The 23,299-nt window shown below is 57.7% G+C and carries 22 protein-coding genes and 1 rRNA gene; 20 read left to right on the top strand and 3 right to left on the bottom strand.

Annotated features, from left to right (window positions below):
* Window positions 1-8 precede the first annotated feature (8 nt).
* Window positions 9-124 (top strand): 5S ribosomal RNA (gene rrf, locus WCY31_RS10885).
* 128 nt (window positions 125-252) lie between these two features.
* Here rrf and WCY31_RS10880 read toward each other — a convergent pair.
* The 3 genes from WCY31_RS10880 to bioD are packed head-to-tail and all read right to left on the bottom strand — an operon-like array spanning window position 253 to window position 2,718.
* Window positions 253-1,185: an aminodeoxychorismate synthase component I gene (locus WCY31_RS10880; RefSeq protein ID WP_345972396.1), complete on the bottom strand. Its 933-nt coding sequence runs from the start codon at window positions 1,183-1,185 to the stop codon at window positions 253-255.
* Window positions 1,172-2,053, bottom strand: coding sequence for an aspartate carbamoyltransferase catalytic subunit (locus WCY31_RS10875; protein WP_345969831.1), 882 nt, complete (start codon window positions 2,051-2,053; stop codon window positions 1,172-1,174). The genes WCY31_RS10880 and WCY31_RS10875 overlap by 14 nt, the downstream gene beginning before the upstream one ends.
* Window positions 2,054-2,076: 23 nt before the next feature.
* The gene (bioD, locus tag WCY31_RS10870; protein WP_345972395.1) at window positions 2,077-2,718 is read right to left on the bottom strand and encodes a dethiobiotin synthase; all 642 of its coding nucleotides are present in this window, start codon (window positions 2,716-2,718) and stop codon (window positions 2,077-2,079) included.
* A 54-nt stretch (window positions 2,719-2,772) separates the two neighbouring features.
* Here bioD and WCY31_RS10865 point away from each other — a divergent pair, with 54 nt between their 5' ends.
* The 19 genes from WCY31_RS10865 to hisC all read left to right on the top strand — a co-directional run bounded on the left by WCY31_RS10865 (window position 2,773) and on the right by hisC (window position 23,289).
* Complete coding sequence (locus tag WCY31_RS10865) at window positions 2,773-4,008, top strand: aminotransferase class I/II-fold pyridoxal phosphate-dependent enzyme (protein WP_345972394.1); 1,236 nt, start codon at window positions 2,773-2,775, stop codon at window positions 4,006-4,008.
* A 122-nt stretch (window positions 4,009-4,130) separates the two neighbouring features.
* A complete protein-coding gene (locus WCY31_RS10860) occupies window positions 4,131-5,822 on the top strand; it encodes an SUMF1/EgtB/PvdO family nonheme iron enzyme (RefSeq protein WP_345972393.1) in 1,692 nt (563 codons plus the stop codon).
* A gap of 188 nt (window positions 5,823-6,010) precedes the next feature.
* Entirely contained in the window at window positions 6,011-7,375 is a 1,365-nt protein-coding gene (locus tag WCY31_RS10855) for an FAD/NAD(P)-binding oxidoreductase (RefSeq protein ID WP_345969827.1), read from the top strand.
* Between the two features lie 10 nt (window positions 7,376-7,385).
* The gene (locus tag WCY31_RS10850; RefSeq protein WP_345972392.1) at window positions 7,386-8,099 is read left to right on the top strand and encodes a Rieske 2Fe-2S domain-containing protein; all 714 of its coding nucleotides are present in this window, start codon (window positions 7,386-7,388) and stop codon (window positions 8,097-8,099) included.
* Window positions 8,100-8,272: 173 nt separating this feature from the next.
* Window positions 8,273-8,572 (top strand): ATP-dependent Clp protease adapter ClpS, encoded by a 300-nt coding sequence (gene clpS / locus WCY31_RS10845; protein WP_345969825.1) that lies wholly within the window; start codon window positions 8,273-8,275, stop codon window positions 8,570-8,572.
* Window positions 8,572-10,776 carry an ATP-dependent Clp protease ATP-binding subunit ClpA gene (gene clpA / locus WCY31_RS10840; RefSeq protein WP_345973787.1) on the top strand — a complete coding sequence of 735 codons (2,205 nt, stop codon included), beginning with the start codon at window positions 8,572-8,574 and terminating at the stop codon, window positions 10,774-10,776. Before clpS ends, clpA begins: the two co-directional genes overlap by 1 nt.
* Window positions 10,773-11,444 (top strand): leucyl/phenylalanyl-tRNA--protein transferase, encoded by a 672-nt coding sequence (gene aat / locus WCY31_RS10835; RefSeq protein ID WP_345972391.1) that lies wholly within the window; start codon window positions 10,773-10,775, stop codon window positions 11,442-11,444. The genes clpA and aat overlap by 4 nt, the downstream gene beginning before the upstream one ends.
* 12 nt (window positions 11,445-11,456) lie before the next feature.
* On the top strand, window positions 11,457-12,029 hold the full coding sequence (locus WCY31_RS10830) for a hypothetical protein (protein WP_345969823.1): 573 nt from the start codon (window positions 11,457-11,459) through the stop codon (window positions 12,027-12,029).
* A gap of 95 nt (window positions 12,030-12,124) precedes the next feature.
* Window positions 12,125-12,571 carry a DUF3015 family protein gene (locus WCY31_RS10825; RefSeq protein WP_231019126.1) on the top strand — a complete coding sequence of 149 codons (447 nt, stop codon included), beginning with the start codon at window positions 12,125-12,127 and terminating at the stop codon, window positions 12,569-12,571.
* 92 nt (window positions 12,572-12,663) lie between these two features.
* Window positions 12,664-14,448: a DUF4105 domain-containing protein gene (locus WCY31_RS10820; protein WP_345972390.1), complete on the top strand. Its 1,785-nt coding sequence runs from the start codon at window positions 12,664-12,666 to the stop codon at window positions 14,446-14,448.
* A gap of 70 nt (window positions 14,449-14,518) precedes the next feature.
* Window positions 14,519-15,502, top strand: a complete 984-nt coding sequence (locus WCY31_RS10815; RefSeq protein WP_345972389.1) for a transaldolase — start codon at window positions 14,519-14,521, stop codon at window positions 15,500-15,502.
* Window positions 15,503-15,505: 3 nt separating this feature from the next.
* Window positions 15,506-16,726 carry a PilT/PilU family type 4a pilus ATPase gene (locus WCY31_RS10810; RefSeq protein ID WP_345972388.1) on the top strand — a complete coding sequence of 407 codons (1,221 nt, stop codon included), beginning with the start codon at window positions 15,506-15,508 and terminating at the stop codon, window positions 16,724-16,726.
* Between the two features lie 69 nt (window positions 16,727-16,795).
* Window positions 16,796-17,332, top strand: a complete 537-nt coding sequence (locus WCY31_RS10805; RefSeq protein WP_345969818.1) for a 50S ribosomal protein L25/general stress protein Ctc — start codon at window positions 16,796-16,798, stop codon at window positions 17,330-17,332.
* Window positions 17,332-17,892 carry an aminoacyl-tRNA hydrolase gene (gene pth, locus WCY31_RS10800; protein ID WP_345973785.1) on the top strand — a complete coding sequence of 187 codons (561 nt, stop codon included), beginning with the start codon at window positions 17,332-17,334 and terminating at the stop codon, window positions 17,890-17,892. Before WCY31_RS10805 ends, pth begins: the two co-directional genes overlap by 1 nt.
* Window positions 17,893-17,915: 23 nt before the next feature.
* A complete protein-coding gene (locus tag WCY31_RS10795; protein ID WP_345972387.1) occupies window positions 17,916-18,995 on the top strand; it encodes an LptF/LptG family permease in 1,080 nt (359 codons plus the stop codon).
* Between the two features lie 95 nt (window positions 18,996-19,090).
* Complete coding sequence (gene lysA / locus WCY31_RS10790) at window positions 19,091-20,305, top strand: diaminopimelate decarboxylase (RefSeq protein WP_345969816.1); 1,215 nt, start codon at window positions 19,091-19,093, stop codon at window positions 20,303-20,305.
* Between the two features lie 4 nt (window positions 20,306-20,309).
* Entirely contained in the window at window positions 20,310-21,095 is a 786-nt protein-coding gene (locus tag WCY31_RS10785) for an HAD-IIA family hydrolase (protein ID WP_345972385.1), read from the top strand.
* Complete coding sequence (gene pheA, locus WCY31_RS10780) at window positions 21,092-22,198, top strand: prephenate dehydratase (protein ID WP_428837491.1); 1,107 nt, start codon at window positions 21,092-21,094, stop codon at window positions 22,196-22,198. Before WCY31_RS10785 ends, pheA begins: the two co-directional genes overlap by 4 nt.
* Window positions 22,195-23,289 carry a histidinol-phosphate transaminase gene (gene hisC / locus WCY31_RS10775; RefSeq protein WP_345972384.1) on the top strand — a complete coding sequence of 365 codons (1,095 nt, stop codon included), beginning with the start codon at window positions 22,195-22,197 and terminating at the stop codon, window positions 23,287-23,289. The genes pheA and hisC overlap by 4 nt, the downstream gene beginning before the upstream one ends.
* Window positions 23,290-23,299: the final 10 nt, after the last annotated feature.

Below are 23,299 nucleotides of genomic sequence, written 5' to 3'. Positions count from 1 at the left end.
CCGATTGTCCAGGTGGCTATAGAGAGAGGGAAACGCCCGGCCCCATTCCGAACCCGGAAGCTAAGCCTCTCATCGCTGATAATACTGACCCTTTCAGGGTTGGGAACGTAGGTCGCCGCCTGGTTCTCGGATTTACCTCCTTTACAACATCAATCACAATCACTAAAACCCTTTTTCTTCTAAACAATCACTGGATGCAAACTACATTATCTTAGCAATCTGTCTACTTAATATCAATGTACTCACTCATGCTCAGGGAATATAGATCTTGTCGATAAGCTCTTCATACTCTTTTTGTGCATCACTGTCTATTGTGATGCCGCCGCCGCTCTTGTAGACGCGCCCATACGGCGTATTTTCGATAAAGCGGATGGAAACGGCACTGTAGAGGTTCGTGCCGTCAAAATAGCCAAATACCCCTGTAAAATAGCCGCGTTCGTATCCTTCGACCTCTTTGATGATTTCCACGGTACGTTTTTTCGGTGTACCGCTGATACTCCCTGCGGGCAGCAGTGAATGCAGTATCTCTTCGATGCGTGACGGCCATGTGTTTTCCAGCTGTCCCGAGATCTTGGAACTGACCTGAAGAAGTGTTTTGGCTCCGGCTTTAATTCTGTCGATATAACGGAATTTTTCGACTTGTATATTGGTCGCTACGATGCCGAGGTCGTTACGAAGGAGATCGACGACCATTAGGTGTTCCGCCATCTCTTTTTCATCGCTGAGAATCGTCGCTTCCGCATGGGGGATGGACGCGTCGATGGTCCCTTTCATAGGGTAGGTATAGATCTTATCATCGATGATCTCAATGAATTTCTCCGGGGAGAAGCAGACGAATTGATCTTTGAAGCGGAGTTTGAAGGGTGCGTTGGCTTTGGTGTAAATGGTATGCAGGCTATCGCTGCATTCGATTGGCGTGGGTTGGGTCAGGTTCAGCAGATAAGTTTCGCCGTTTCTAATGTACTCCTGAACCCTTAGCAGCTTCTCTTTATAGGTTTCAAACCCGACAGGCTGTTTGTCTACCCTGGTATCATGGGGGGTGCCTGTTGCATGGAATGCAAATTCGATGTCCTCATCCGCCAGGGTATCGAGGGGATAGCAGGCGAGATCCTTCCCTTCAAAATCGGAAAGAAAAAAGAAGGGAACGGATTGCGTGCAGAGGGCGTTGAGACTAGCGGTTGCCATCAAGGATCAGTTTTTTGAGCACGGCCATGCGTACGGAAACGCCGTTGGAGACCTGTTCAAGGACTTTGCATCGCTCATCGGCCAGAAGGTCGTCATCAATATCGATATTGCGGTGTACAGGCCCCGGGTGCAGGATAATGATGTCACGGTCGCCGACAAGCTCTTTGGTGATGCAGAAGTCGCTGGCATAATCCTGCAGTGATGCGTAGCTGGGCTGGGAGTGGCGCTCCGTCTGGGTGCGGAGGCTCATGATGGCGTCGACGTTGTCAATCACGTCTTGCAGGTGGTAAGTGGAAGGCAGGTCGGTCTGCGGCATGAACTGGGGCGGGCTGACGAGGGTCACCTTCATACCGAAGCGCTGCAGTAGTTCAATATTGGAGTTCGCAACCCGGGAGTTCTTGATATCGCCGACGATGGCGATGCGTTTGCCGCCCACGTCCCCGAAATGTTTGCGCAGGGTAAACAGATCGAGCAGGGCCTGTGTCGGGTGGGCATGGGCCCCGTCGCCGGCGTTGATGATGGCGGCACGGGTATGGTTGGAGAGGATCTTCGGTACCCCGGCATTGGCATGACGGACGATGATGGCATCCGGCCCCATCGCGTCAAGGTTCATTGCCGTATCAACGAGGGTCTCCCCTTTTTTCGTGGAGCTTTTGCCGACATCGAGGTGGACGACTTCGGCCCCAAGCCGTTTTGCGGCGATTTCGAAGGAGCTGCGGGTCCGTGTAGAGTTTTCAAAAAAGAGGGTGATGATAATGCGGTCCTGTAGAATACGGTGAAATCCGCCCTGCGCGTAGAGATCCGCATCGTTGTAGAGGGCAAGAATCTCTTCTGTGCTGAAGTCGTCGGTACGGATGAGATGCTGCATGGACCCTCTTTATTTTTGGAGAATTATAGCAAAAGCGCGTCGCAAAGTTGCTCAATATCCTCTTTGAGACGGTGCCATCCGGGCACGACGGTATCGAACCAGGGGCGGGAGGTCTCATCGAACCCCGCGTCACCTTCCCGGCAGTTCAACACCCATTCGGCTGCGATGCCGCGCCGTTCAAGCGCTTCGAGGCTGAGACGCAGGTCGTTGATGCCGCCGAGACGGCAGTGGGCAACCAGCAGCGCTTTGGCGCGGTACCGGGGGATCAGGTCGATCATGTCGGTCTGGGCGTCAACGGGCACCAGCAGTCCGCCGGCCCCTTCGATCAGACAGACGTCGCAGATCGCGTCCATCGCTTCGACGGCACTGTCAATGGCATGCCAGTCGATGGAAGCACTTCCCCTGGCGACATAGGGGGCTGCGGGCAGCGGGAACTGTACGGGAACGATATCGTCGATGTCGAGGGGCCACGCCTGGGGGTTGAGCTGTTTGAGCTCCTGCAGCAGCAGGGTGCCGTCCTCGGGGGCAGTCGTGACACCGGTTTCGATCGGCTTGACAACACCGACATGAAGGCCGCGCGCACTCAGTGCATGCATCAGTTTGACTGTCGTATAAGTTTTGCCTATCTCCGTATTGGTCGCTGTGATAAAAATGTGTTGGGCCAACTAATCCTCTTTCGGCTATAATGTGCCAATTCTACAATCAACAGGTTTAAAGCAATGAATCGTTTTGAAGCGTTTACGACACAGTTCGTGCAAGGAGCGGGAGCGAAAGAGGGGGCAGTCTCGCCCGTGATCGCCAACTCGGCGGCCTTTGCGTACGGAGACCCGGAGACGGCGGAAGGGATCTTTGACGGCAGTGTGAAAAAGCCGCTGTATGCTCGTGTGGGCAATCCGACGTCAGGGAAACTGGAGAGCCTCCTGGCCCAGATGGACGGTGGCGTCGGTGCCATCGCAACAAGTTCGGGCATGGCCGCGACGACTCTGGCGGTCATGTCGCTGCTGGAGAGCGGGGATGAGATCATCAGTATCGGCGGTCTGTTCGGGGGAACGTACTCCTTTTTTGAGGAGACCCTGACACGCTTCGGCATCCGTACCGCCTTTTTTGACGTTGATGCCCTCGAAGAGGTCGAGGCGGTCATCACTGCAAAAACGAAGCTGATCTACCTCGAAAGTGTCGGGAACCCGAACATGCGTCTGCCGGACATTGAGGCTGTCGCAGCGATCGCCGATGCACACGGGATTGCCCTGATGGTGGACAATACCGTGACGCCTTTGAGCATCCAGCCGTTGAAACTCGGTGCGGATGTCGTCGTCTATTCGACGACAAAACTGATCGCCGGAAACGCGTCGGCCCTGGGCGGTGCCGCCGTTTTCCGGGCGATCGGCGAGGGCAAAGACAAGTTCAAGACGCCGCGCTATGCGTCGATCCACAAGTTCATTGACAAGATGGGGGCGATGGCCCTCGTCGCGGTCGGCAAAAAACGGGCGATGCGTGACTTCGGCATGAGCCCGTCGGCATTCAACAGCTATCTGACGATGCTGGGACTTGAGACGCTCCCCTTGCGGCTGAATCGGATCATTGACAGTGTCGAAACAGTGGTGCATGCGCTGAAAGAGGCGGGGCTGAATGTCAATCACCCTGCGCTGCGGGACCACCCGCACCGCGACCGCTATGCCACGCAGTTTGGCAACGGGACGGGGCCGCTCTTTACCATCGATATGGGAAGTGCGGAGGCCGCCTACGACTTTCTGCGCAAAACGAAACTGGTGACGATCACGGCCAACATCGGCGACAGCCGGACACTGGCGCTGCATATGGCTTCGACGATCTACAGTGACTTCGGCGACAATGAACGCGCGTTTCTCGGGATCACACCGGGGCTGATCCGTGTGTCGGTCGGGCTGGAGAACCCTGATGACCTTATCCGCGACTTTATCGCGGCCGCCGAGTAACGGCGCGCGGGTGCGTCAAGGGGAGTCACAAAAGCCGTTAGCAGACATGGATTGTTATATTTAATTAGGTTGTAAGCTTAAGGAAATGATAATATAGGCCTTTTGATACCCCTGCAAGGCTTATGATGCGTACTATTTTCCTCTTTTTGTTCCTGGGTGTTTCATTACTCTTTTCCGCCACCGTAGAGCAGATGAAGAGTGAGAAGCGTTATGCGCTGGTGATCGCGAACGGACTGACCACCGAGACGAATGATGACAGGGCAGTTTCGTCGGCACAGGCGCTGGCGTCTTTTCTGAAATCCAAGGGCTTCACGACGGTCACGGCCTTTAATCTTGACCGGGCGGAGCTGATTAAAACCTTCCGCAGTTTTGACAAAGGGATTACCCCCAATGCCGTCATCACCCTTGTTTACAGCGGACGGATGGTCGTACACGATTCACAGGCGTGGATGATGCCGGCTCGGATGAAGCTGGAGGGGTTGCCCCAACTGCGTCTCTCCGCGGTCAGTTTTGACTTTCTGCTGCAGAAGCTGCAGCGCCACACGCCCCGGGTCAGCCTGGGCGTCGTCGATGCGTTCCGTTACAGCGGCAAAGCGAATACGACGGACGGAGAGCTGATTCTTGACGCCGTCAAGGATGTCAAGGAGGCGGATACCCTCGTACGCTGGAACGGAAAATCGGTCAGTTCGCCGTTTTTCAGCCACCTCATGCAAACGGTCGGAAAAGGCCATGACGATATGGATGCGCTGGCCGACAAGCTCTCCAAAGCGGGGGTCCACTCCCGTATTGCCGCGGCGGATTTCTATTTCAATGTTCCCGCCAAGCTGCTGACGCCCGCGGACAAGGCGTGGCAGCGTGCAGAGGCCAAAAACAGTGTCGTCGGATATGAAGCCTTCCTGATCGCCTATCCCGAATCAGCATATAAGCAGACGGCAGCCAACCGCATCAATGCGCTCAAAGCCAAAGAGAAGAGTGCTGCCGACGACAAAGGGGCGGTCACTTCCAAGAACCAGGAGCTGGAGAAGGTGGAAGCCGAACTCAAAGCGCAGCAAGAAGCCCTCGCACGCCTGAAAGCGGAGCAGAAGGCACTGGTCGACGGTACAGCGGCCGCAGCGGAAGCTCCGCAATACATTGAACCGGCGGAGATGGTGGCGATCCCCGAAGGCGTTTTCCTGATGGGTGCCGAGCAGTTTGAAAACAGCAAACCCGTGCATATGGTGACGGTTAAAGCGGGGCTGAAAATGAGTGCCTATGAAGTCGGCAATAAAGCCTACAGCGCCTTTTTGAAGGCATCGGGGGCAAAGTACCGCAAGAAAAAACTGCTCAAAAACGAGAGTGCGGCGGTGGCGTACGTCAGCTGGGAAGAGGCCATCGCGTATGCCGAGTGGCTGAGCAAAATGTCGGGCAAGCATTACCGCCTGCCGACGGAAGCGGAGTGGGAGTACGCCGCCCGTGCCGGCAGCGATACGCTTTATGCCTGGGGTGACAGTGCCTCTAATGCCGCCCAGTATGGTTGGATGGCAACGAATGCCCACGGATTCGTGCACTCCCGCGGTCTGCTGCAGCCCAACGCCTTCGGTCTTTTCGACATGGCCGGAAATGTGGCCGAGTGGTGTCAGGACGGGGCAACCCCCGATTATAAAAGCGCCCCTTCCAAAGCGGAGAGTCTCGTTTCCGACAATGAGGCAATGAAGATCATCCGCGGGGGATCCATCAAGAGCAGTGCAGAGGAACTCTCGCCCTCCTACCGCGATTCCAATATTCCCGCTTTCCGGAGCGAAACCGTCGGTTTCAGGCTCATCCTCGAGCCCTGAACGGGCTCCATGCCATCTCACAATTCTTACTATCACTAAAAATAATATTTATAAATTTAAAATAATAAGTAAAATGTAATATATTATTTTCAGTAATAGTTTCTTCTTCCTTTAAGCTTGAAGAAGTGACAATGGGTGTTCACCAAAAATGGTTGAGTATGCCACACGAATTGTACAAGGAGGGAATCATGGGATTGTCACGCAGAGATCTGCTCAAACTTTCCGGTGCCGCCGCTGCCGCGATAGGGGCTGCGGGGTGCTCGCAGATGGGACTCGGGCCGGATGAAGAGGAGATGACGAATGTCGGGAGCGTCGGTGTCGGCACGGAAGCGGCGCTGCCGAAAACCGGTGCACCGCGGGTGGTCGTCGTCGGCGGGGGATGGTCCGGTCTGACGGTGGCCAAGTACGTTAAAAAGTATGCGCCGAACGCCGACGTCGTGCTGGTCGAACAGCGCGGTGAATTCATGTCCTGCCCGGTCAGCAACCTTTGGCTGGTCGAGGCGGTGGAGCTTGACTTCCTGATACACGATTACCTTCAGGCCGCTCGGGAAAACAATTACACCTTTTTCAACGCCACGGTCGTCGGGGTGGACAAGGCAAAGCGCACGGTCATGACGAGCGACGGCGATCTTACCTATGATTACCTCGTCCTTGCGCCCGGCATCGATTACGACTATTCGGGATGGACGAAGGACCCGGCGCTGGAACGTCGGCTCCGTACGGAGTACCCGGCGGGCTTCAAACCGGGTTCGGAACACCTCACCCTGCGCAACAAAGTGCTTGATTTTGAAGAGGGCAACTTCATCCTGACGGTGCCCGGCGGAAACTACCGCTGCCTTCCCGCACCCTACGAACGGGCCTGTCTCATCGCAGATTATTTCAAAAAAGAGGGCATCGAAGGCAAGGTGGTCCTGATCGATGAAAATGACGATATCACGATCAAGGCAGAAGGGTTCCACTCGGCCTTTGAGAAGCTCTATAAGGACTACATCGAGTATCACCCAGGGACGAAGATCGCGACGTTCGATCTGGACAAAAAAGAGGTGATGACCGATTACGATGATGTTATCGCCTTTGAGGATGCCGCGTTTTATCCGCATGTACGCGGCGGTAAGATCCTGGAGGTCGCGGGGGTCGCGAAAGATAGTATCTTCAACAAGATGGAGGCCGATATCAACGTGCTGACCTACGAGGTCAACGGCCATCCGGAGATCTACTGCGGGGGCGACGTCCGCCCGATGGGCTTCAGCAAGTCCGGCAATACCGCCAATACGGAAGGCGTCTACATCGCCAAACGGATCGCCGCCAAAATCAATGGGGAAGAGGAAACGCCGTGGGAATCGCCGCTGACAATCTGCTACTCGGCCGTTGCCAGCGATCCGGTCCTGGCCATTTCGATCAACGCCGGGTACGCTTATGATGCGAAGGCCAAACGCTTTACGTTTGCCAATGTCTACACCAACGAGACATGGGACGGGCGTGTCGGCATCAACAACGGTCGTGGCCTGATGGAGTGGGCCAAAGGCATGTACCGCGACATGTTCAACGCATAGGAGGCAAGGAATGGAACGCAGAAATTTTTTAAAGGTACTCAGTGCAACGGGTGCGGTGATCGCGATCAACCCTTCCACGATCGGGCAGACCCTGATGGCCAAGGACGGCGCTCTGTACAAACGTTACGCCAAGGTGCAGCTCGTCGACGGCAGCGGCGCTCCTTTGAAGGCCGATGCGCTGAAAACAGGCGAGAATTATGTCTTTAACTACCCCTATGCCGGCACATCATGCCTGTTGGTCAACCTGCCGATGCCGACGGCGAAAGACGTTGAGCTGACCGACGAATTCGGGAACGAATACGTCTGGAAGGGCGGCGTCGGCAGCAAGGGAACGATTGTTGCCTACAGCGGGATCTGCCCGCACCAGTTGACGCACATTAACAAAAATGACAGTTTCATCACGTTCCGAAATCCCGGAGAGCGTTTTGCGGGGGATATCGTCTGCGACGGGCATACTTCCGTCTACGACGCGGAGCGCGGCTGCCGGGTTAAGGAGGGCAAGGCGCCGCAGCCGCTGGCGGCCATCGTGCTCGAAGTCGGCAGCGACAACACCCTCTGGGCGGTAGGCGTCCTGGGCAAAGACAAGTTCCACGAGTTTTTCGGCAGTTTCCGCCGCGAGCTGAAAGAACAGTTCGGAAGCAAACGCAAGGCAAAAGCCAAAGTGGCCGAACGTGCCGAAACCGTTCTGCTGAGCGACTATACCCGGGACATCGTCAAACTCTGAGCCCCTTCGCGCGGCAGGCTTTTCCGGGGCCTCTGCCGTTAATCTGCATTTTTAAGTCGTTGCTTACACAATCCCTGCTAATCTAACTGACGTAACTAAAAGAAGTAATAAACAAGATCGATTTATGCATTTTCACCGCAGAGGCAGTGGAATGTACGTTTTAAGGACAAGGTTTGAGTACCAAAAAAGAGCTTGAACTTGAGGGTGAACTGCTGCTCAAGGAGCCGGGACAATACAAAGTGATTTTGCTTAACGACGACTACACATCGATGGATTTCGTCGTCGAGGTTTTGATGAGTATTTTTCATAAAAATTATCAGGAAGCGGAGCAGATTATGCTCGATATCCACCGCCAGGACCGCGGACTCTGCGGCGTCTATACCTATGAAGTGGCAGAGACCAAAGTGATGCAAGTTAGCCGCCTGGCCCGGGAGCATGGGTACCCGCTCAAGGCAACGATGGAGGAAGCGTGATGATCAGTGCCGAACTTAATGCCGTCTTTCAAAAAGCGCTGCTGTATGCCAAAGATCAGCGGCATGAATATCTGACGATCGAGCATGTCTTTTATGCCCTGCTCGGTTCAAAAGAGGGGATCGCCATCATCCGGGAGTGCGGCGGCGATGTCGCGGCGATGCGCGCGATGGTCAGCCGTTACCTCTCCATGACGATGGACCCCCTGCCTGAAGATGTAACTCAGGAGCCCTTCGAGACCGTTGCGCTTTCACGGATGATCGACCAGATGATCCGCCATATCCAGAGCGCGCAGAAGCAGCAGGCGGAAGTCGGTGACCTCGTGGCGGCGATTTACGAAGAGAAACACACCTACGCCTGCCAGGTACTGCTCGAGAGCGATATCAACCGCGTCGACGTTCTGGAGGTGATTTCGCACAAGGATGTGCAGCCGCAGTCCGTGTCGGACGCGGAGGAGAGCTACCTTGAGAAGTATACGGTGGAGCTGGTGGCGCAGGCGCGCGCCGGCCGCATCGACCCGGTCATCGGCCGGACCGATGAGATCGAGCGGGTCGTGCAGACGCTCTGCCGCCGGAAAAAGAATAACCCGCTCCTCGTGGGTGAACCCGGCGTCGGCAAGACGGCCATCGCCGAAGGGCTGGCGATTCGCATCGCCGACGGCGAGGTCCCCGAACTGCTCGAGGAGGCCCCCGTCTACGCCCTGGACCTCGGGGCGATGCTTGCCGGGACGAAGTACCGGGGCGACTTCGAAAAGCGCCTCAAAGGGGTTATTGATGAGGTGACGGCGCACAAGAACGCCATCATGTTTATTGACGAGATCCATACTCTTGTCGGCGCGGGTGCCGTCAACGGCGGCAGCATGGACGCCTCCAACCAGCTCAAACCGGCCCTGGCCTCAGGGGCGATGAAGTGTATGGGGGCGACGACCTATGCCGAGTACCGCAACGTTTTCGAGAAAGACCGCGCGCTGAGCCGACGCTTTGCGAAAATCGATGTGGATGAGCCGAGCCAGGCGGAGAGCGTCGAGATCCTCAAGGGACTCCGTCCGAAATATGAAAAGCACCACAAGCTGACCTACGAGGACAAGGCCCTTGAAGTGGCGGTGTCGCTGTCGAAGAAGTATATCTCCGACCGCTTCCTGCCCGATGTCGCTATCGATCTCATCGACGAGGCGGGGGCGTCGTTCCATCTGAAAAAACATGACCGCAACGTCGTCGAAGCCCTCGATATCGAAAACGTTATCGCGAAGATGACAGGGATCCCGACCTCGCAAGTGTGCGAAGACGATACGCTGCGGCTTGAACACCTGGAACGCGACCTGCGCAGCAGGGTGATCGGGCAGGATGCGGCGGTCGAAAAAGTCGCCCTGGCGATCAAGCGCAGCCGCGCCGGGCTTAACCCCGAAGAGCGGCCGATCGCGTCGTTCCTCTTTGCGGGGCCGACGGGCGTCGGCAAAACCGAACTGGCCAAGTCCCTGGCGGAGACGCTGGGGGTCCACTTCGAGCGTTTCGATATGAGCGAATATATGGAGAAACACGCGCTTTCGCGCCTGGTCGGTGCTCCTCCGGGCTATGTAGGCTACGAGCAGGGCGGGCTGCTGACAGAGGCAATCCGCAAGCACCCCTATACGGTTCTGTTGCTCGACGAGATCGAAAAAGCGCACCCGGAGCTGATCAACGTGCTGCTGCAGGTGATGGACAACGCAACGCTGACGGACAACAACGGCTACAAGGCGAACTTCAAGAATGTCATCTTGATCATGACCTCCAATGTCGGCGCGACGGAGCGCAGTGTCATGGGCTTCAATGCCGACAGCAGCCTGGCCCGCGGCGAGGCGCTCAAGGCCTTCTTTACGCCGGAGTTCCGTAACCGTCTCGACGCCGTCATCGAGTTCGCGCCGTTGGACCGCGATATCGTCGAGGGGATCGTCGACAAGTTCATCGGCGAGCTCAATACGCAGCTGGCGCCGAAGGGTATTACAATTACCCTGGGCGAAAAAGCCCGCGGCTACCTCGCGGAGATGGGTTACGACAAAGCGATGGGTGCCCGCCCGCTCGGCCGGATCATCCAGGAAAAGATCAAAGATCCCCTTACCAACGAAATGCTGTTCGGCCGTCTGAAGGCGGGCGGAACGGTCCACGTCGATTACAAAAACGAGATCGTTTTCACGTACGACGAACATGCGGAGGAAGAGGCGGCGGTGTGATTCCGCAGCAGATCCGATACGAACTGGCATTTCCCGACCCGAGGGACGCCGACGAATCCGGTATCGTCGCCTTCGGCGGCGACCTCTCGCCCTCGCGGCTGCTGCTGGCCTACCGCAGCGGCATTTTCCCCTGGTACAGCAAAGGCGATCCCATTTTGTGGTGGTCCCCCGATCCCCGGTTCATTCTCAATCTTGACGACTTCGTGCTGCGCCGCTCTTTGCGAAAGCGGCTTAAACATTTCGAGATCCGTTTCAATACGGCCTTCGGCGACGTGGTCCGTGCCTGTGCGACGACGCCGCGACCGGGCCAGGAGGGGAGCTGGATCCTTCCGGAGATGGTCGAGGCCTATGAGGTCCTTCACGCGATGGGTCATGCGCACTCCGTCGAGGCGTGGCAGGAGGGGCGGCTCGTCGGCGGGCTCTACGGGGTCGAGGTCGGCGGTATGTTCTGCGGCGAATCAATGTTCGCCCATGTCAGCGACGCCTCCAAGGCCGCGTTCGCCGCGCTCGTCGAACATCTGAAAGCCCGCGGTTTCGAAATGATCGATGCGCAGGTACCGACGGAGCACCTCAAGAGTCTGGGGGCGATCGAAGTGAGCCGCAATTATTTTCTGTTGCGTCTTGAACAGTTACGTGATAAAGGTATAATGGGTTTCATGCAAGCATAAAAAGGAGCGGGCATGAAACGGCAAACGATCAAGGCAACGGTTCTGGCACTGCTGGGCGTCATGCTGCTTTCAGGATTCTGGAGCGGAAAGACGGCCGAGGAGAAGCGCCAGGAGGTGCAGAAGATGCGAACGGAGACGCTGGCGATGCTCTACAAAGAGGCGCCGGAAGCGAAAGCGATCATTAAAAAAGCGTACGGCTACGCGGTCTTCAGCAACATCGGGGTGAATATCATCCTCGTCTCCGCCGGCGGCGGTTCCGGCGTGGCGCACGACAACAAGACGGGCAAGGATACCTATATGAATATGGGGACCGTCGGCGTGGGCCTCGGTATCGGCATCAAGGACTTCCGCGGCGTTTTCCTGTTCGAAAACAAGGAGGTTTACGAGGGCTTCATCAACAAAGGGTGGGAAGCCAATGCCCAGGCGGATGCTGCGGCCAAAGCGGATGATAAAGGTGCGGCGTTCGGTGGGGCGATCACCGTGGCGCCCGGCATCCGCCTCTATCAGCTGACCAAGACGGGCCTGGCGCTGCAGGCGACGATCCAGGGCACGAAGTACTGGAAAGATGACGAGCTCAACGAATAGCCGCTGCTAATGGCGGTGATAAAGTGTGGGTTATTAGACCGCTTTAAGGAAACAATTCCTATACTGAACCATCATCAAACGATGAAGGAGTCACTATGAAAAAAGTACTTGTAAGTCTTGCTGCGGTTGCGGCACTCAGTTCGGCAGCATTCGCCGGTGTCAATAGCCAGACAGGCTGCGGTCTCGGCGCGATGATCATCAAAGATGACAGCTCCGCGCTGATGCTCGCCCTGCAGGCGACAACGAACGGAACCTCTGCTAACCAGACCTTCGGTATTACGTCCGGTACATCCGGCTGTAAGCGCATGCCGCTGGTGATGAACGACCGTGCGGCCGAATTCGTTGCATCCAACATGGATCAGCTCGCAAAAGAGGCGGCGATCGGTGGCGGCGAAAGCGTCGATACGCTCGCGGAACTGCTCAAAGTCGACGACAAAGCGGCTTTTGCAGCCTCCCTGCAGCAAAACTACAACAGCATCTACACGTCCGGCGACGTCAAGATGGCTGACGTTCTCGACAACATCGCAACCGTCGAGGGCTGAGTCTACTTTTACCGGGCCGGTCTCCCGGCCCATCCTCCCATCTTCCCCAAAAGGGCTTTTTCTTGTACCGTTTCCTTCTTATGCTGATGATATTGCCGTGTATACTGCAGGCAGACGTATTGGAAAACGCCCTTGATAAGGCGGCGGCGACGGGCCTGGCCCACAGCCGCTACTGGCATCTGCTGCTGCATATGCCCGGGGACGTCAGCGAAGTCGACGACCCGGCATTTTTTCTCGCACCGGGCGGCAAAAGCGATGCGGAAGCCGAACTCAACGCAACGCTCACGGCGCTCTACGGCGAGACCCGTTTCGATGACAACGCGACGGGATGCCGTTTCCCCGCCCGCCGCGCTTGGCTGCAAAAGCAGCTGGGGCTCGAGGGGTTGCCGGAACTGCACTGCAGCGCCTACGAGACGCTGGTGCGTAAGATGGACCCGCAGTCGGTGACGCTGGTCTTCTCCTCGGCGCATATCAACTCCCCGGCATCCATGTTCGGTCATACCTTTTTGCGCATCGACTCCTCCTATGAGTCGAAGATGCTCTCCTACGCCATCAATTACGCTGCCGGTGCAGACCCCGACAAAGAGAACGGTGTCGTCTTCGCGGTCAAAGGGCTCTTCGGGGGCTACCCCGGTTTTTACTCCCTGCTGCCCTATTATGAGAAGCTCAAAGAGTACCGGGATACGGAACAGCGCGACGTCTGGGAGTATGATCTGGACCTCCATCATGATGAGGTGATGGCGATGATCCGCCATATCTGGGAGCTCAAGGGGGTGTACAACTGGTATTTTTTCTTCGACGAGAACTGTTCGTACAACATGCTCTGGCTAATGGAGATTGCCCGGCCGGACGTCGATGTGCGCGGCCATTTCGCCTATCACATCATCCCGATGGAGACCGTGCATGCCACCGAGGAGGAGAGGCTGGTCCGGGCCAAGCACTACCGGCCGTCGAAACGGACGCTGCTGCTGGCCTATGAAAAGGTTCTGGACCGCCGGGGCGAAGCCGAAGCCATGGCCCTGGCCGACGGGACGCTTGCCCCCAGAGCAGTCTTGAACGACCCGGCGCATGCCACGCAGATGAAACGCTACACCCTTGAAGCCGCATCGGAGCTTGCCGAGTACCGCTTGATGAAAGGGGAAGTGGACAAGGCGACCTATTCGGAGCGTTTCCACGCCATCCTCTCTGCCCGGGCGTCGCTGGGGAAGGGGGAGCAGCTGCCGGTGGCAACGCCCCGCAATCCCGACGAGGGGCACCGGGCGACCCGGGCGCGGCTGGGGACGGGATGGCGGGACGGCCACCCCTATCAGCAGCTCGGCATCCGCCCGGCCTATCACGACCTCGGCGACAGTGACATCGGATTCATGCCGGGAACGCAGATTGAGTTTTTGGACCTTCTGGCGCGCTATGACCAAGACGGTGCCGCGGTTGAGCGGGCGACCATCGTCTCCATTACGTCCCTCGCCCCGCAGAGCGCCTTTTTCAAACCCTTCTCCTGGCGGATGCACGCGGGGTGGGACCAGAACTTCGTTACCCGGGACACGGTCTTCAGTACGGCCGTGGGAGCGGGCGTCGCGGCGGGAGGTTCCTGGGGGTACGGGTATGTACTGGCGGAGCCGGAACTGTTCGTGACGGACAAAGGGTACGGCGCGCTCAAAACGACGCTCGGGCTCCTTTTCAAAGTGGGGGGAGGTTCCAAGCTGGCCGCGGAAGGGGGGTACCGTTTCTATGCGGACGGGATGCGCCAGTGGACGGGACTGGTGGAACACACCAGCCGCCTCTCACAAAACAACGCCCTGAAACTTTCCTTCGACTACACGGATAAAACGGCGGGAGCGCAACGCAGTTTCAGCGCCGCATTCGTGCACTATTATTAACATGCTTTTATAGACACCGGTGCCGCTTTCGGTTATAATCAGTAGACTATATCAGAAAAGAAGAGAGACGATGTACATCCCGCAAATAGAGTTTTCCCTCTGGGCCGATTTCATTGAACGCGATTTTATCGATACGGGTCTGAAACGGCTTGTTGAACAGGGAATTGTCAACGGAGCGACGTCCAACCCCGCCATTTTTAAAAACGCTATTTTGACGTCGCCGGCGTACCAGATGCAGCTCGAGACGCTGCAGAATCATAGCCCCAAGTCGAAGTACGAGGCCCTGGCGATTACGGATATCCAGAAAGCGGCGGATGCGCTGCGGCCGCTGTTCGATCAGGGCAATGACGGCTATGTCAGTATCGAGGTCGACCCCTATCTCTGCGACGATGCCGTCGGCACGATCGAGGAGGGGCGCCGCCTCTTCAGAGAGATCAGCCGTCCCAATGTGATGATTAAAGTGCCCGCAACGGACGCAGGGTATGTCGCCATGGAGACTCTCGTCAGCGAAGGTACCCCCGTCAACGCGACATTGATCTTCTCCAAGGCGCAGGCTTTGGCCTGTGCCAACTCCTTCGCCTGGGGACTGGAGAAGGGTGCCACGCAGGTCGATACGGTGATCAGTATTTTCGTCAGCCGCCTGGACCGCGCTATCGATGCGGCCCTGGAGTCCAAGGGGGTACAGCCTTCTTTGGCGGGAGTCTATAACGCCGCAGCGATCTATGAAGCGATCGAGGCGCTGGAGGTGCCGCGCTGCCGGGCACTGTTTGCGTCGACCGGCGTCAAGGGAGGCGGCTTGCGCCCCTCCTACTACGTCGATGCGCTTTTGGCGGCGCACAGTGTCAACACCGCGCCGATCGAGACGATCGAGGCGTTCGTGGCCCATGGAGACAAAGAGGCGAAACTGCCCCTCGAAGCGGATCGGATCGAAGCGCACTTCGACGCCGTGGCGGCGGCCGGGATCGATCTCGAAGCGGTCTGCGCCCAACTGATGGCCGAGGGCCTCGAAGCATTCAAAACGGCGTTTGCCGAAATCCTGGCGGAATTGGAGTAATTTATGAGTATAAATCAAGTCGATACCGATATCAATATTGAGAACCTGACCTTTGAAACGCTGCGGCGGGTGCGCGGCTACCTGAAGCGGATGATGGATGCCGGGGGGTCCGACCTTCACCTCAAGGCCAACTCCGTCGTGCGTGCCCGTATCAACGGCGACATTACGCCGCTCAGCGGCGAGATCTTCAAGAAAGAGGAGGCGCTCACCTTTGCCAAGGAGCTGCTGCGGACCCGCTTCGCCGAGTTCGTCCGGCAAAAAGAGCTCGACCTTGTCTACTCTTTCGATGAGAATACCCGTTTCCGTGTCAACATCTTTTTCCAGATGGACGGGGTCTCCGCGGTCTTCCGTGTCATTCCCGTCAAGATCGTCTCCATCGATGATCTCGGGCTGCCGAAGGTCGTACACAAATTCGCCCATACCGAGCGTGGCCTGGTCCTGGTCACCGGGGTCACCGGTTCGGGCAAGTCGACGACGCTTGCAGCGATTATCAACGAGATCAACTGGTCGCTGCGCAAGCACATCGTCACGATCGAGGATCCGATCGAATTCGTCCACAAGGACCGAAAATGCATCGTCAACCAGCGCAGCGTCGGGCAGGATACGAAGAGCTTCGCCAACGCCCTGCGCGCCGTACTGCGTGAAGACCCGGACATTATCCTCGTCGGGGAGATGCGGGATATCGAGACGGTCGAGACGGCGCTGCACGCGGCGGATTCGGGGCACCTTGTCTTCTCCACCCTGCACACCCTGGATGCGAAGGAGACCATCAACCGTGTTATCTCCATCTTCCCGACCGGCGAGCAGAACCGTGTCCGTATGACACTCGCGGCGGTATTGGAAGGGGTCATCTCCCAGCGCCTTATTCCCACCGTCGACGGCAAACGGACGGCGGCACTCGAGATCCTCGTCAATACGCCCTATATCGCGCAGCTCATTATGGAAGACCGTGATAGCGAGATCCGTGACGCCATCGAGGAGGGGAAGGATATCTACGGCTCTCAGAGTTTCGACCAGGGTATCCTGGACCTCTGGAACGCCAAGCGGATCTCGACGGAGCAGGCGTTCAAATATGCGACGTCGCCGGCTGACCTCAAGCTCCGGATGGAGGGGCTCACCAGCCGCGTCACCGCGAAAGACGGCAGTACGCAGCAGTCCAGAGGAGAGGATGACGATAAGCCGCGCTTCAGCGAAGACGAGATTTTCCAGCTCAAGAGCGAGTAGCAGCTCTTTAGCTGTTTTTAAAGAATATTTAAGTATTATTCCGTCCTATTTTATTACAAGGACACACCTATGTTGGAAGGTATTGTTAGAGAGAGTACCGGTAAAAGCGCAACAAAAGCGTTCCGCCGCGATGGTTATCTGATTGCCAACATCTACGGAAAGGGGCTTGAAAACGTTCACGCCGCTTTCAAGATGAATGAGTTCATCCGTACAGTTCGCAACAAAAACACCCTGGCGTTTCCGGTAAAAGTCGGTGATCAGGAGATGAACGTTGTCGTTCAGGCGTATGAGTCTCATCCGGTGTCCGGTAACCTGCTGCACGTTGACCTGATGGTCGCGCAGCCGGGTGTCGTTACCCACTACAACGTTCCGGTTAAAACGGAAGGTTCTCCGGTTGGTCTGAAGAACAAAGGGATGCTCTACATCGCGAAGAAGCGTCTGCGCGTCAAAGGTGCGATCGATCAGATCCCGGATACGATCACTGTTAACGTCGCTCCGCTCGACCTCGGTGACTCCATCCTGATCCGCGACCTGGAGAAATCCGAAGCGTTTACATTCACAGACGCTGACCGCGTTTCCGTTCTCTCCATCATCAAAGCGAAGTAATTTTGCTGATCGTCGGACTGGGTAATCCGGGTTCGGCGTATGAGAAGACCCGGCACAACGTCGGGTTCATGGTCATTGATGCGCTCCTGCAGCGCCATCAATGCGATGCCGTCAAAAAAGCCGTCTTTGAAGGCGACCTCTATAAATTTTCCTCCCATTTTTTACTCAAACCGCTCACTTTTATGAACCTTTCGGGCCGTTCCATCGGCAACGTCAAACGTTTTTACAAGATTGATGAGGTCATCGTCATCCATGACGACCTGGACCTGCCCTTCGGGACGCTGCGTTTCAAGCGCGGGGGCGGGCACGGGGGGCATAACGGCCTCAAATCGACCGACACGGCGATTTCACCCGATTATGTCCGGGTGAGGATGGGCATAGGCCACCCCGGGGAGCGCAACCGTGTCGCAGATTATGTCCTGAGCGCCTTTACGCCGCAGGAGGCCGAATGCCTCCCCGAGTGGATCGAGCGGGCCGCGGACGCGGTGGAGGCATTGACGCGTATGGGCATGGACGAGGTCGCCTCTAAGTACACCGTCAAAAAAACTCCGTTACAATAACCGATATTTTTCAGGGGCCTGCGATGTTGATGTTCCGGTATATCGCCTATCACTACCTCAAGTACATCGCCGTCATCCTCTTTGCCCTTGTCTTTTTCATGGTCGGGTTTGACTACATGGAGAGTGCGGACAAGCTGCAGTCGGCCAACCTTATCGTCATCTACCTCACGTACAAAACGTTTTTCGCCGTCGATATGCTGCTGCCGCTCTCCTTGGTCTTCGCAATGATCGCGACGAAGATTTTCCTGATCCGTTCCAACGCCCTGGTGGCGATCTATGCGCTGGGGTACAACAAAACCGACGTCATCAAGCCCTTCGTCGGCGTTGCCGTGGCGATCATGACCCTCTATATCGCCCTGCATGCGACCTCGTTTGCCCGGGCGGACGAGTACGCGAACAATATCCGCCGTTCCGCGCAGTACCTGCAGCCGACCAGCAACCTCTTTTTCACGTTCAAAGACCGCTACGTCTATTTCGGGAAGCTCTACCCGCTCCAGGAACGGGCCGAGGACATCCGCATCTTTACCCATGAAAACGGTGCTTTGCAGCAGGTGCTCTCCGCCGAGGGGGCCTATTACGCCGACGAGCACTGGCACCTCAACCACGCCGTGTCGCTCCAGAAGCCCAAAACGCTGAGCCTGGAGGGGGATGGGATCACCGTCACGCAGCTGCAGGACCTGACCCTGCTCGAGGGGTTCCGTCCGAAGATCCTCGACCAGGTATACGAGGGGAAGGTGAACTACACCATTCTTGATGCGATCGACGCCCTGATGCTGCTGGGGAGCGAGAATCTCAATATCGATAAGATCAAAAGCGCGCTCTACCGCATTTTCATCACGCCGCTCTTCGTGCCGAGCCTGATCATTTTGATCTTCTTTTTCGTCCCGATCAGCCCCCGGTTTCTCAACATCACGCTGTTCAGTTTCGTCGCGATCTTGGCGACGATGATGACCTGGTCGTTTCTCTTTATGCTCACCGAGCTCTCCAACAACAAGACGATCCCCAGCGAGGTGGGCATCGTCCTGCCGGTCCTGGCGCTTTTCACGGCGGCGCTGATCCTCTGGTACCGCAACCGCGGGCATGGTGTCGACGCGCACTCCTAACGCCCCCTTTAGCCCTTTTTCGCTATTATCGCGCAAGAATTTTCCCGGGCATCCCACGACGCTAGAACGTTTCCGATGCCCCGAAAGAAGGAAGCATGTCAATGGACTTCAACGCCCTGGCAGAGACATACGGTACGCCGCTTTATGTGTACGATTTCGATGCGATGCGTGCGCAGTACGAGACGCTGAAAGAGGCGTTCCGCGGGCGCAAATCCCTTATCTCCTACGCCGTCAAGGCCAATTCGAACCTCAGCGTCGTCAAGCAGTTCGCCGACCTCGGCGCCGGCGCAGACTGCGTCTCCATCGGCGAAGTGCGCCGCGCGATGATGGCGGGCGTTCCGAAATACAAGGTGATCTTCAGCGGGGTCGGCAAACGCGACGACGAGATCCGCGAGGCGATCGAGCGGGATATCCTCTACATCAACCTCGAGAGCGAGGCGGAGCTGGGACGTGTCGAGATGATCGCACAGGAGCTGGGGCAGGTCGCCCGTATCAGCATCCGCGTCAACCCGAACATCGACCCCAAGACCCACCCCTACATCTCCACGGGCCTGCACGACAACAAGTTCGGCGTCGAGATCGACGCGGCCAAGCGGATGTATATCCGGGCCAACGCTTCGGAGTGGCTGGAGCCCGTGGGGATCCATTTCCACATCGGCAGCCAGCTCACCGAGCTCGACCCGATCCGCGAAGCGAGCGAGATCGTCGCCGACCTCGTGCGTTCGCTCAAAGCGGCCATCGGCATCGAGCTGAAGTTCTTCGATATCGGCGGCGGGCTCGGCATCCGCTACAAGGACGAAACAACGATCACACCGTACGACTACGCCCAGGCGGTCCTCTCCACCCTGACGGGGATGGACATCACCGTCGTCTGTGAACCGGGCCGTTTCATGACGGCCAACGCCGGCTACTTCCTGACACGGGTGCTCTACGAGAAGCAAAACGGCGCGAAACGCTTTGTCGTCGTCGACGGGGCGATGAACGACCTGATCCGCCCGAGCCTCTACAGCGCCTACCACCGCATCGCCCCCGCCACGGCGCATGAAGGCGACGAGACGCCGGCGGACATCGTCGGTCCCGTCTGCGAGAGCGGGGATTTCCTCGCCAAGGAGTATCCGCTGCCGCCGATGGCGCACAACGACCTGCTTGTCGTCCACAGCGCCGGGGCCTACGGCTTCGGTATGGGCAGCAACTACAATACCCGCGGCCGTGCGGCGGAAGTCGCAGTCGAAGCGGGCGCAGACCGTCTGATCCGGGACCGGGAGTCCTTCGAGGACCTGGTCGCGCCGGAGCTGAAATACCTCGGCTGAAACCATGTATTTCATCGACGTTCAGGGGACCCTGATCGATGATCGGGGCCAGCAGCCCATTCCTGGGGCCGTCGCCTTTATCGACGCCCTCAACCGCGATGCCGTTCCCTACCTTGTCGTTACCAACAACACCAAACGCGCCAGCAGCGACTTCCTGGCCTACCTCCAATCCCTCGGTTTCGCCATTCCCCGGACCCACTATCTCGACGCCCTGATGCTGCTGGAGCGGGAAGTCCCAAAACAGGGGGTGGCCGCCTACGGCAGCGAGACCTTCCTGGCGCAGCTCGATGCCCTTGGGTATGTGCGGGAGCATGAAAAGCCGCAAACCCTGCTGCTCTCCGTCCGTGCTGATTACGGCGCGGAGGAGTTTGCGCAGATGATCACCTTCCTGATGCAGGGCGCACGGCTGGTTGGCATGCACGATACGACGCTCTACGCGACGCAGCAGCGGCGCTTCCCAGGGGTGGGGGCGCTGCTGCGGATGCTTTCCTACGCGGCTTCCGTCCCTTTTACCGTCGTTGGAAAACCCTCGGACGCTTTTTACGGCGAAGCACTGCGTCTGTTGCGCCTGCAGCGCCCGGAAGCGGCCTTTGAGAGTGTGACGATGGTCAGCGACGACTACGCGGGGGACCTGACCGGTGCCGCGGCGCTGGGCATGCGCACGGCCCTGGTCCTCAGCGGCAAAGTGCGCCCTGAAGACGCGCTCACAGCGCGGTTGCGCAGGGAAGAATCGGGGACGGTGGTGTATAATGACATTACTGAGATTCCGCCCGGAAAGAGTGTGATGTGAAAAGCGAAGCGATAAAAGCGTTGGACAGCCTCGAAGCGTGCCGCGACGCCATTGATGCCATCGATACGGAGCTGCTGGCCCTGATCAATGAGCGCATGGCCGTGGTGGAACGCGTCGGGGAGATCAAAAACAAGAGCGGGGCCCCGATCTACCGCCCCGAACGGGAAAAGGCGATCCTGCAGCGTCTTGAGACGCTCAACGCCGAGCAGCACGGACTGCTCAACGCCGGTGCCATCGAGGCGATCTTCCTGGAGATCTTCGCGGTGGCACGCAACCTGGAACTGCCCGAACGCATCGTCTACCTCGGTCCCGAGGGGACCTTCACCCACCAGGCCGCGGAGAGCCGTTTCGGCGCCATGAGCGAATACCTCCCGATGAGTACGATCGCGGGGGTTTTCAAGGCGCTTGAGAGCGGCCGCGCGAAGTTCGGCGTCGTCCCGATCGAGAGCCGTCAGGACGGTGCCGTCGGGGAGACCCTCGACCTGCTGGCGACGAGCCCGATGAAGATCGTCGCAGAGCTTTACATGCCGATCCACATGACCTTTTCGACCAAAGCGGCGCATCTGGACGGCATCAAACGGATCTACTCCAAGGATAAGGGATTCGGGCAGTGCCGGAACTTCCTCAACGAGCACGGGCTGCTCAACGTACAGCAGATCCCCGTGGAGTCGACGGCAAAAGCGGCAATTCTGGCTTCGGAAGATCCGGAAGCCGCGGCGATCTGCAGCCATATCGCCGCCAAACTCTACGGCGTGCCGATGATGTTCGAGAACATCGAGGATGTCCATGACAACACGACGCGGTTCATCATCCTCAGCGATTTCAAGAACGCGCCGAGCGGGCAGGACAAGACCTCCATTCTCGCCAAGCTGAAAAAGACGACCCGCGCCGGGGTCCTCGTGCATTTCCTGCATGATTTCGACAAGGCGAAGATCAACCTCAGTAAGATCGAGAGCCGCCCTGCGAAGAGCCAGGAGGGGTTCGGGTACTGGTTCTTCATCGATTTCTACGGCCATATCGATGATAAAAACGTACAGAAGATACTGAAAAAACATACCGATGAAGTGACGTGGCTGGGAAGCTACGTCGAAGGGGAACAATGACTTTCAATCAGACACTGGATGCCATCAGGGTGTATGAGGCGGGCAAGCCGATCGAGCTTGTCGTGCGCGAGTTCGGGATCGAGCCCAAGGACATTATCAAGCTCGCCAGCAACGAGAACCCTTTCGGGTGCTCACCGAAGGTACAAGAAGCGGTCAGCGCGATCGTTTCCAAGATGGCCCTCTACCCGGACGACTCCATGTACAAGCTCAAGGACGGTCTGGCCAAACGTTTCGGCATCGACCCGCATGAAGTGGTCATCGGTGCCGGTTCGGACCAGGTGATCGAGTTCGCGGTGCACGCCAAGACGGGGCCGGGCAAGAAGATCCTCATCAACAGCATCACCTTTGCGATGTACGAGATCTACGCCCATCACGTGGGCGCGGAGGTGATCCGCACGGCATCACGCGCGCATGATCTCGACGAGTTCTATGCCCTCTACCTGGAACATAAACCCTCCATTATCTTCCTCTGCACGCCGAACAATCCGACCGGTGACAGCGCCGACGCGGCGGACGTGAAAGCGTTTCTCTCCAAGATCGACAGGGAGACGCTCGTCATCGTCGACGGCGCCTACATGGAGTACGCCCGCTACAAGGATTCCGCCAAGGCCCTGGAGCCCAAAGAGCTCATCGAAGCATATGACAATGTGCTCTACCTGGGCACCTTCTCGAAAGCGTACGGACTCGGGGGAATGCGGGTCGGGTACGGCATTGCGCAGCGCGATATCATTACCGCGCTCTACAAGCTCCGCCCGCCTTTTAACATCACGACCCTCTCCCTCGAAGCCGCCTCCGCGGCCTTGGAGGATGAAGCGTTCGTGCAGAGGTGCATCGCGAAGAACTTCGAGGAGATGGACCGTTACGAGGCCTTCGCCGAAGCGCACGGCATCCGGGCGATCGAGAGCTATACGAACTTCGTCACCCTCTGTCTGAAGGAGGGGACGAGCTCCACGGAGGTCGCCGACGCCCTGCTGCGTCAGGGGATGATCGTACGCAACCTGGCCGGGTACGGCCTCAACGCGATCCGTGTGACCGTCGGCAAGCCCGAAGAGAACGACCGCTTTTTCGCCCTGGCCGCGGAGTTGGTCTGACCGGAGGGCG

It is taken from the genome of Sulfurimonas sp. HSL3-1 (assembly GCF_039645995.1).
Lineage (GTDB): Bacteria > Campylobacterota > Campylobacteria > Campylobacterales > Sulfurimonadaceae > Thiomicrolovo > Thiomicrolovo diazotrophicus.
This window is presented reverse-complemented; position numbering and strand designations above follow the sequence as displayed.

Bases quoted from the DNA above. Each gene is read 5' to 3' on its own strand.
- WCY31_RS10865 (WP_345972394.1), top strand. From the start codon at position 2,773: ATGAATCGTTTTGAAGCGTTTACGACACAGTTCGTGCAAGGAGCGGGA.
- WCY31_RS10815 (WP_345972389.1), top strand. From the start codon at position 14,519: ATGTACATCCCGCAAATAGAGTTTTCCCTCTGGGCCGATTTCATTGAA.
- WCY31_RS10795 (WP_345972387.1), top strand. From the start codon at position 17,916: ATGTTGATGTTCCGGTATATCGCCTATCACTACCTCAAGTACATCGCC.
- hisC (WP_345972384.1), top strand. From the start codon at position 22,195: ATGACTTTCAATCAGACACTGGATGCCATCAGGGTGTATGAGGCGGGC.
- WCY31_RS10855 (WP_345969827.1), top strand. From the start codon at position 6,011: ATGGGATTGTCACGCAGAGATCTGCTCAAACTTTCCGGTGCCGCCGCT.
- WCY31_RS10830 (WP_345969823.1), top strand. From the start codon at position 11,457: ATGAAACGGCAAACGATCAAGGCAACGGTTCTGGCACTGCTGGGCGTC.
- WCY31_RS10850 (WP_345972392.1), top strand. From the start codon at position 7,386: ATGGAACGCAGAAATTTTTTAAAGGTACTCAGTGCAACGGGTGCGGTG.
- WCY31_RS10805 (WP_345969818.1), top strand. From the start codon at position 16,796: ATGTTGGAAGGTATTGTTAGAGAGAGTACCGGTAAAAGCGCAACAAAA.
- WCY31_RS10875 (WP_345969831.1), bottom strand. From the start codon at position 2,053: ATGCAGCATCTCATCCGTACCGACGACTTCAGCACAGAAGAGATTCTT.
- WCY31_RS10860 (WP_345972393.1), top strand. From the start codon at position 4,131: ATGATGCGTACTATTTTCCTCTTTTTGTTCCTGGGTGTTTCATTACTC.
- WCY31_RS10880 (WP_345972396.1), bottom strand. From the start codon at position 1,185: ATGGCAACCGCTAGTCTCAACGCCCTCTGCACGCAATCCGTTCCCTTC.
- clpA (WP_345973787.1), top strand. From the start codon at position 8,572: ATGATCAGTGCCGAACTTAATGCCGTCTTTCAAAAAGCGCTGCTGTAT.
- WCY31_RS10810 (WP_345972388.1), top strand. From the start codon at position 15,506: ATGAGTATAAATCAAGTCGATACCGATATCAATATTGAGAACCTGACC.
- WCY31_RS10785 (WP_345972385.1), top strand. From the start codon at position 20,310: ATGTATTTCATCGACGTTCAGGGGACCCTGATCGATGATCGGGGCCAG.
- WCY31_RS10825 (WP_231019126.1), top strand. From the start codon at position 12,125: ATGAAAAAAGTACTTGTAAGTCTTGCTGCGGTTGCGGCACTCAGTTCG.
- lysA (WP_345969816.1), top strand. From the start codon at position 19,091: ATGTCAATGGACTTCAACGCCCTGGCAGAGACATACGGTACGCCGCTT.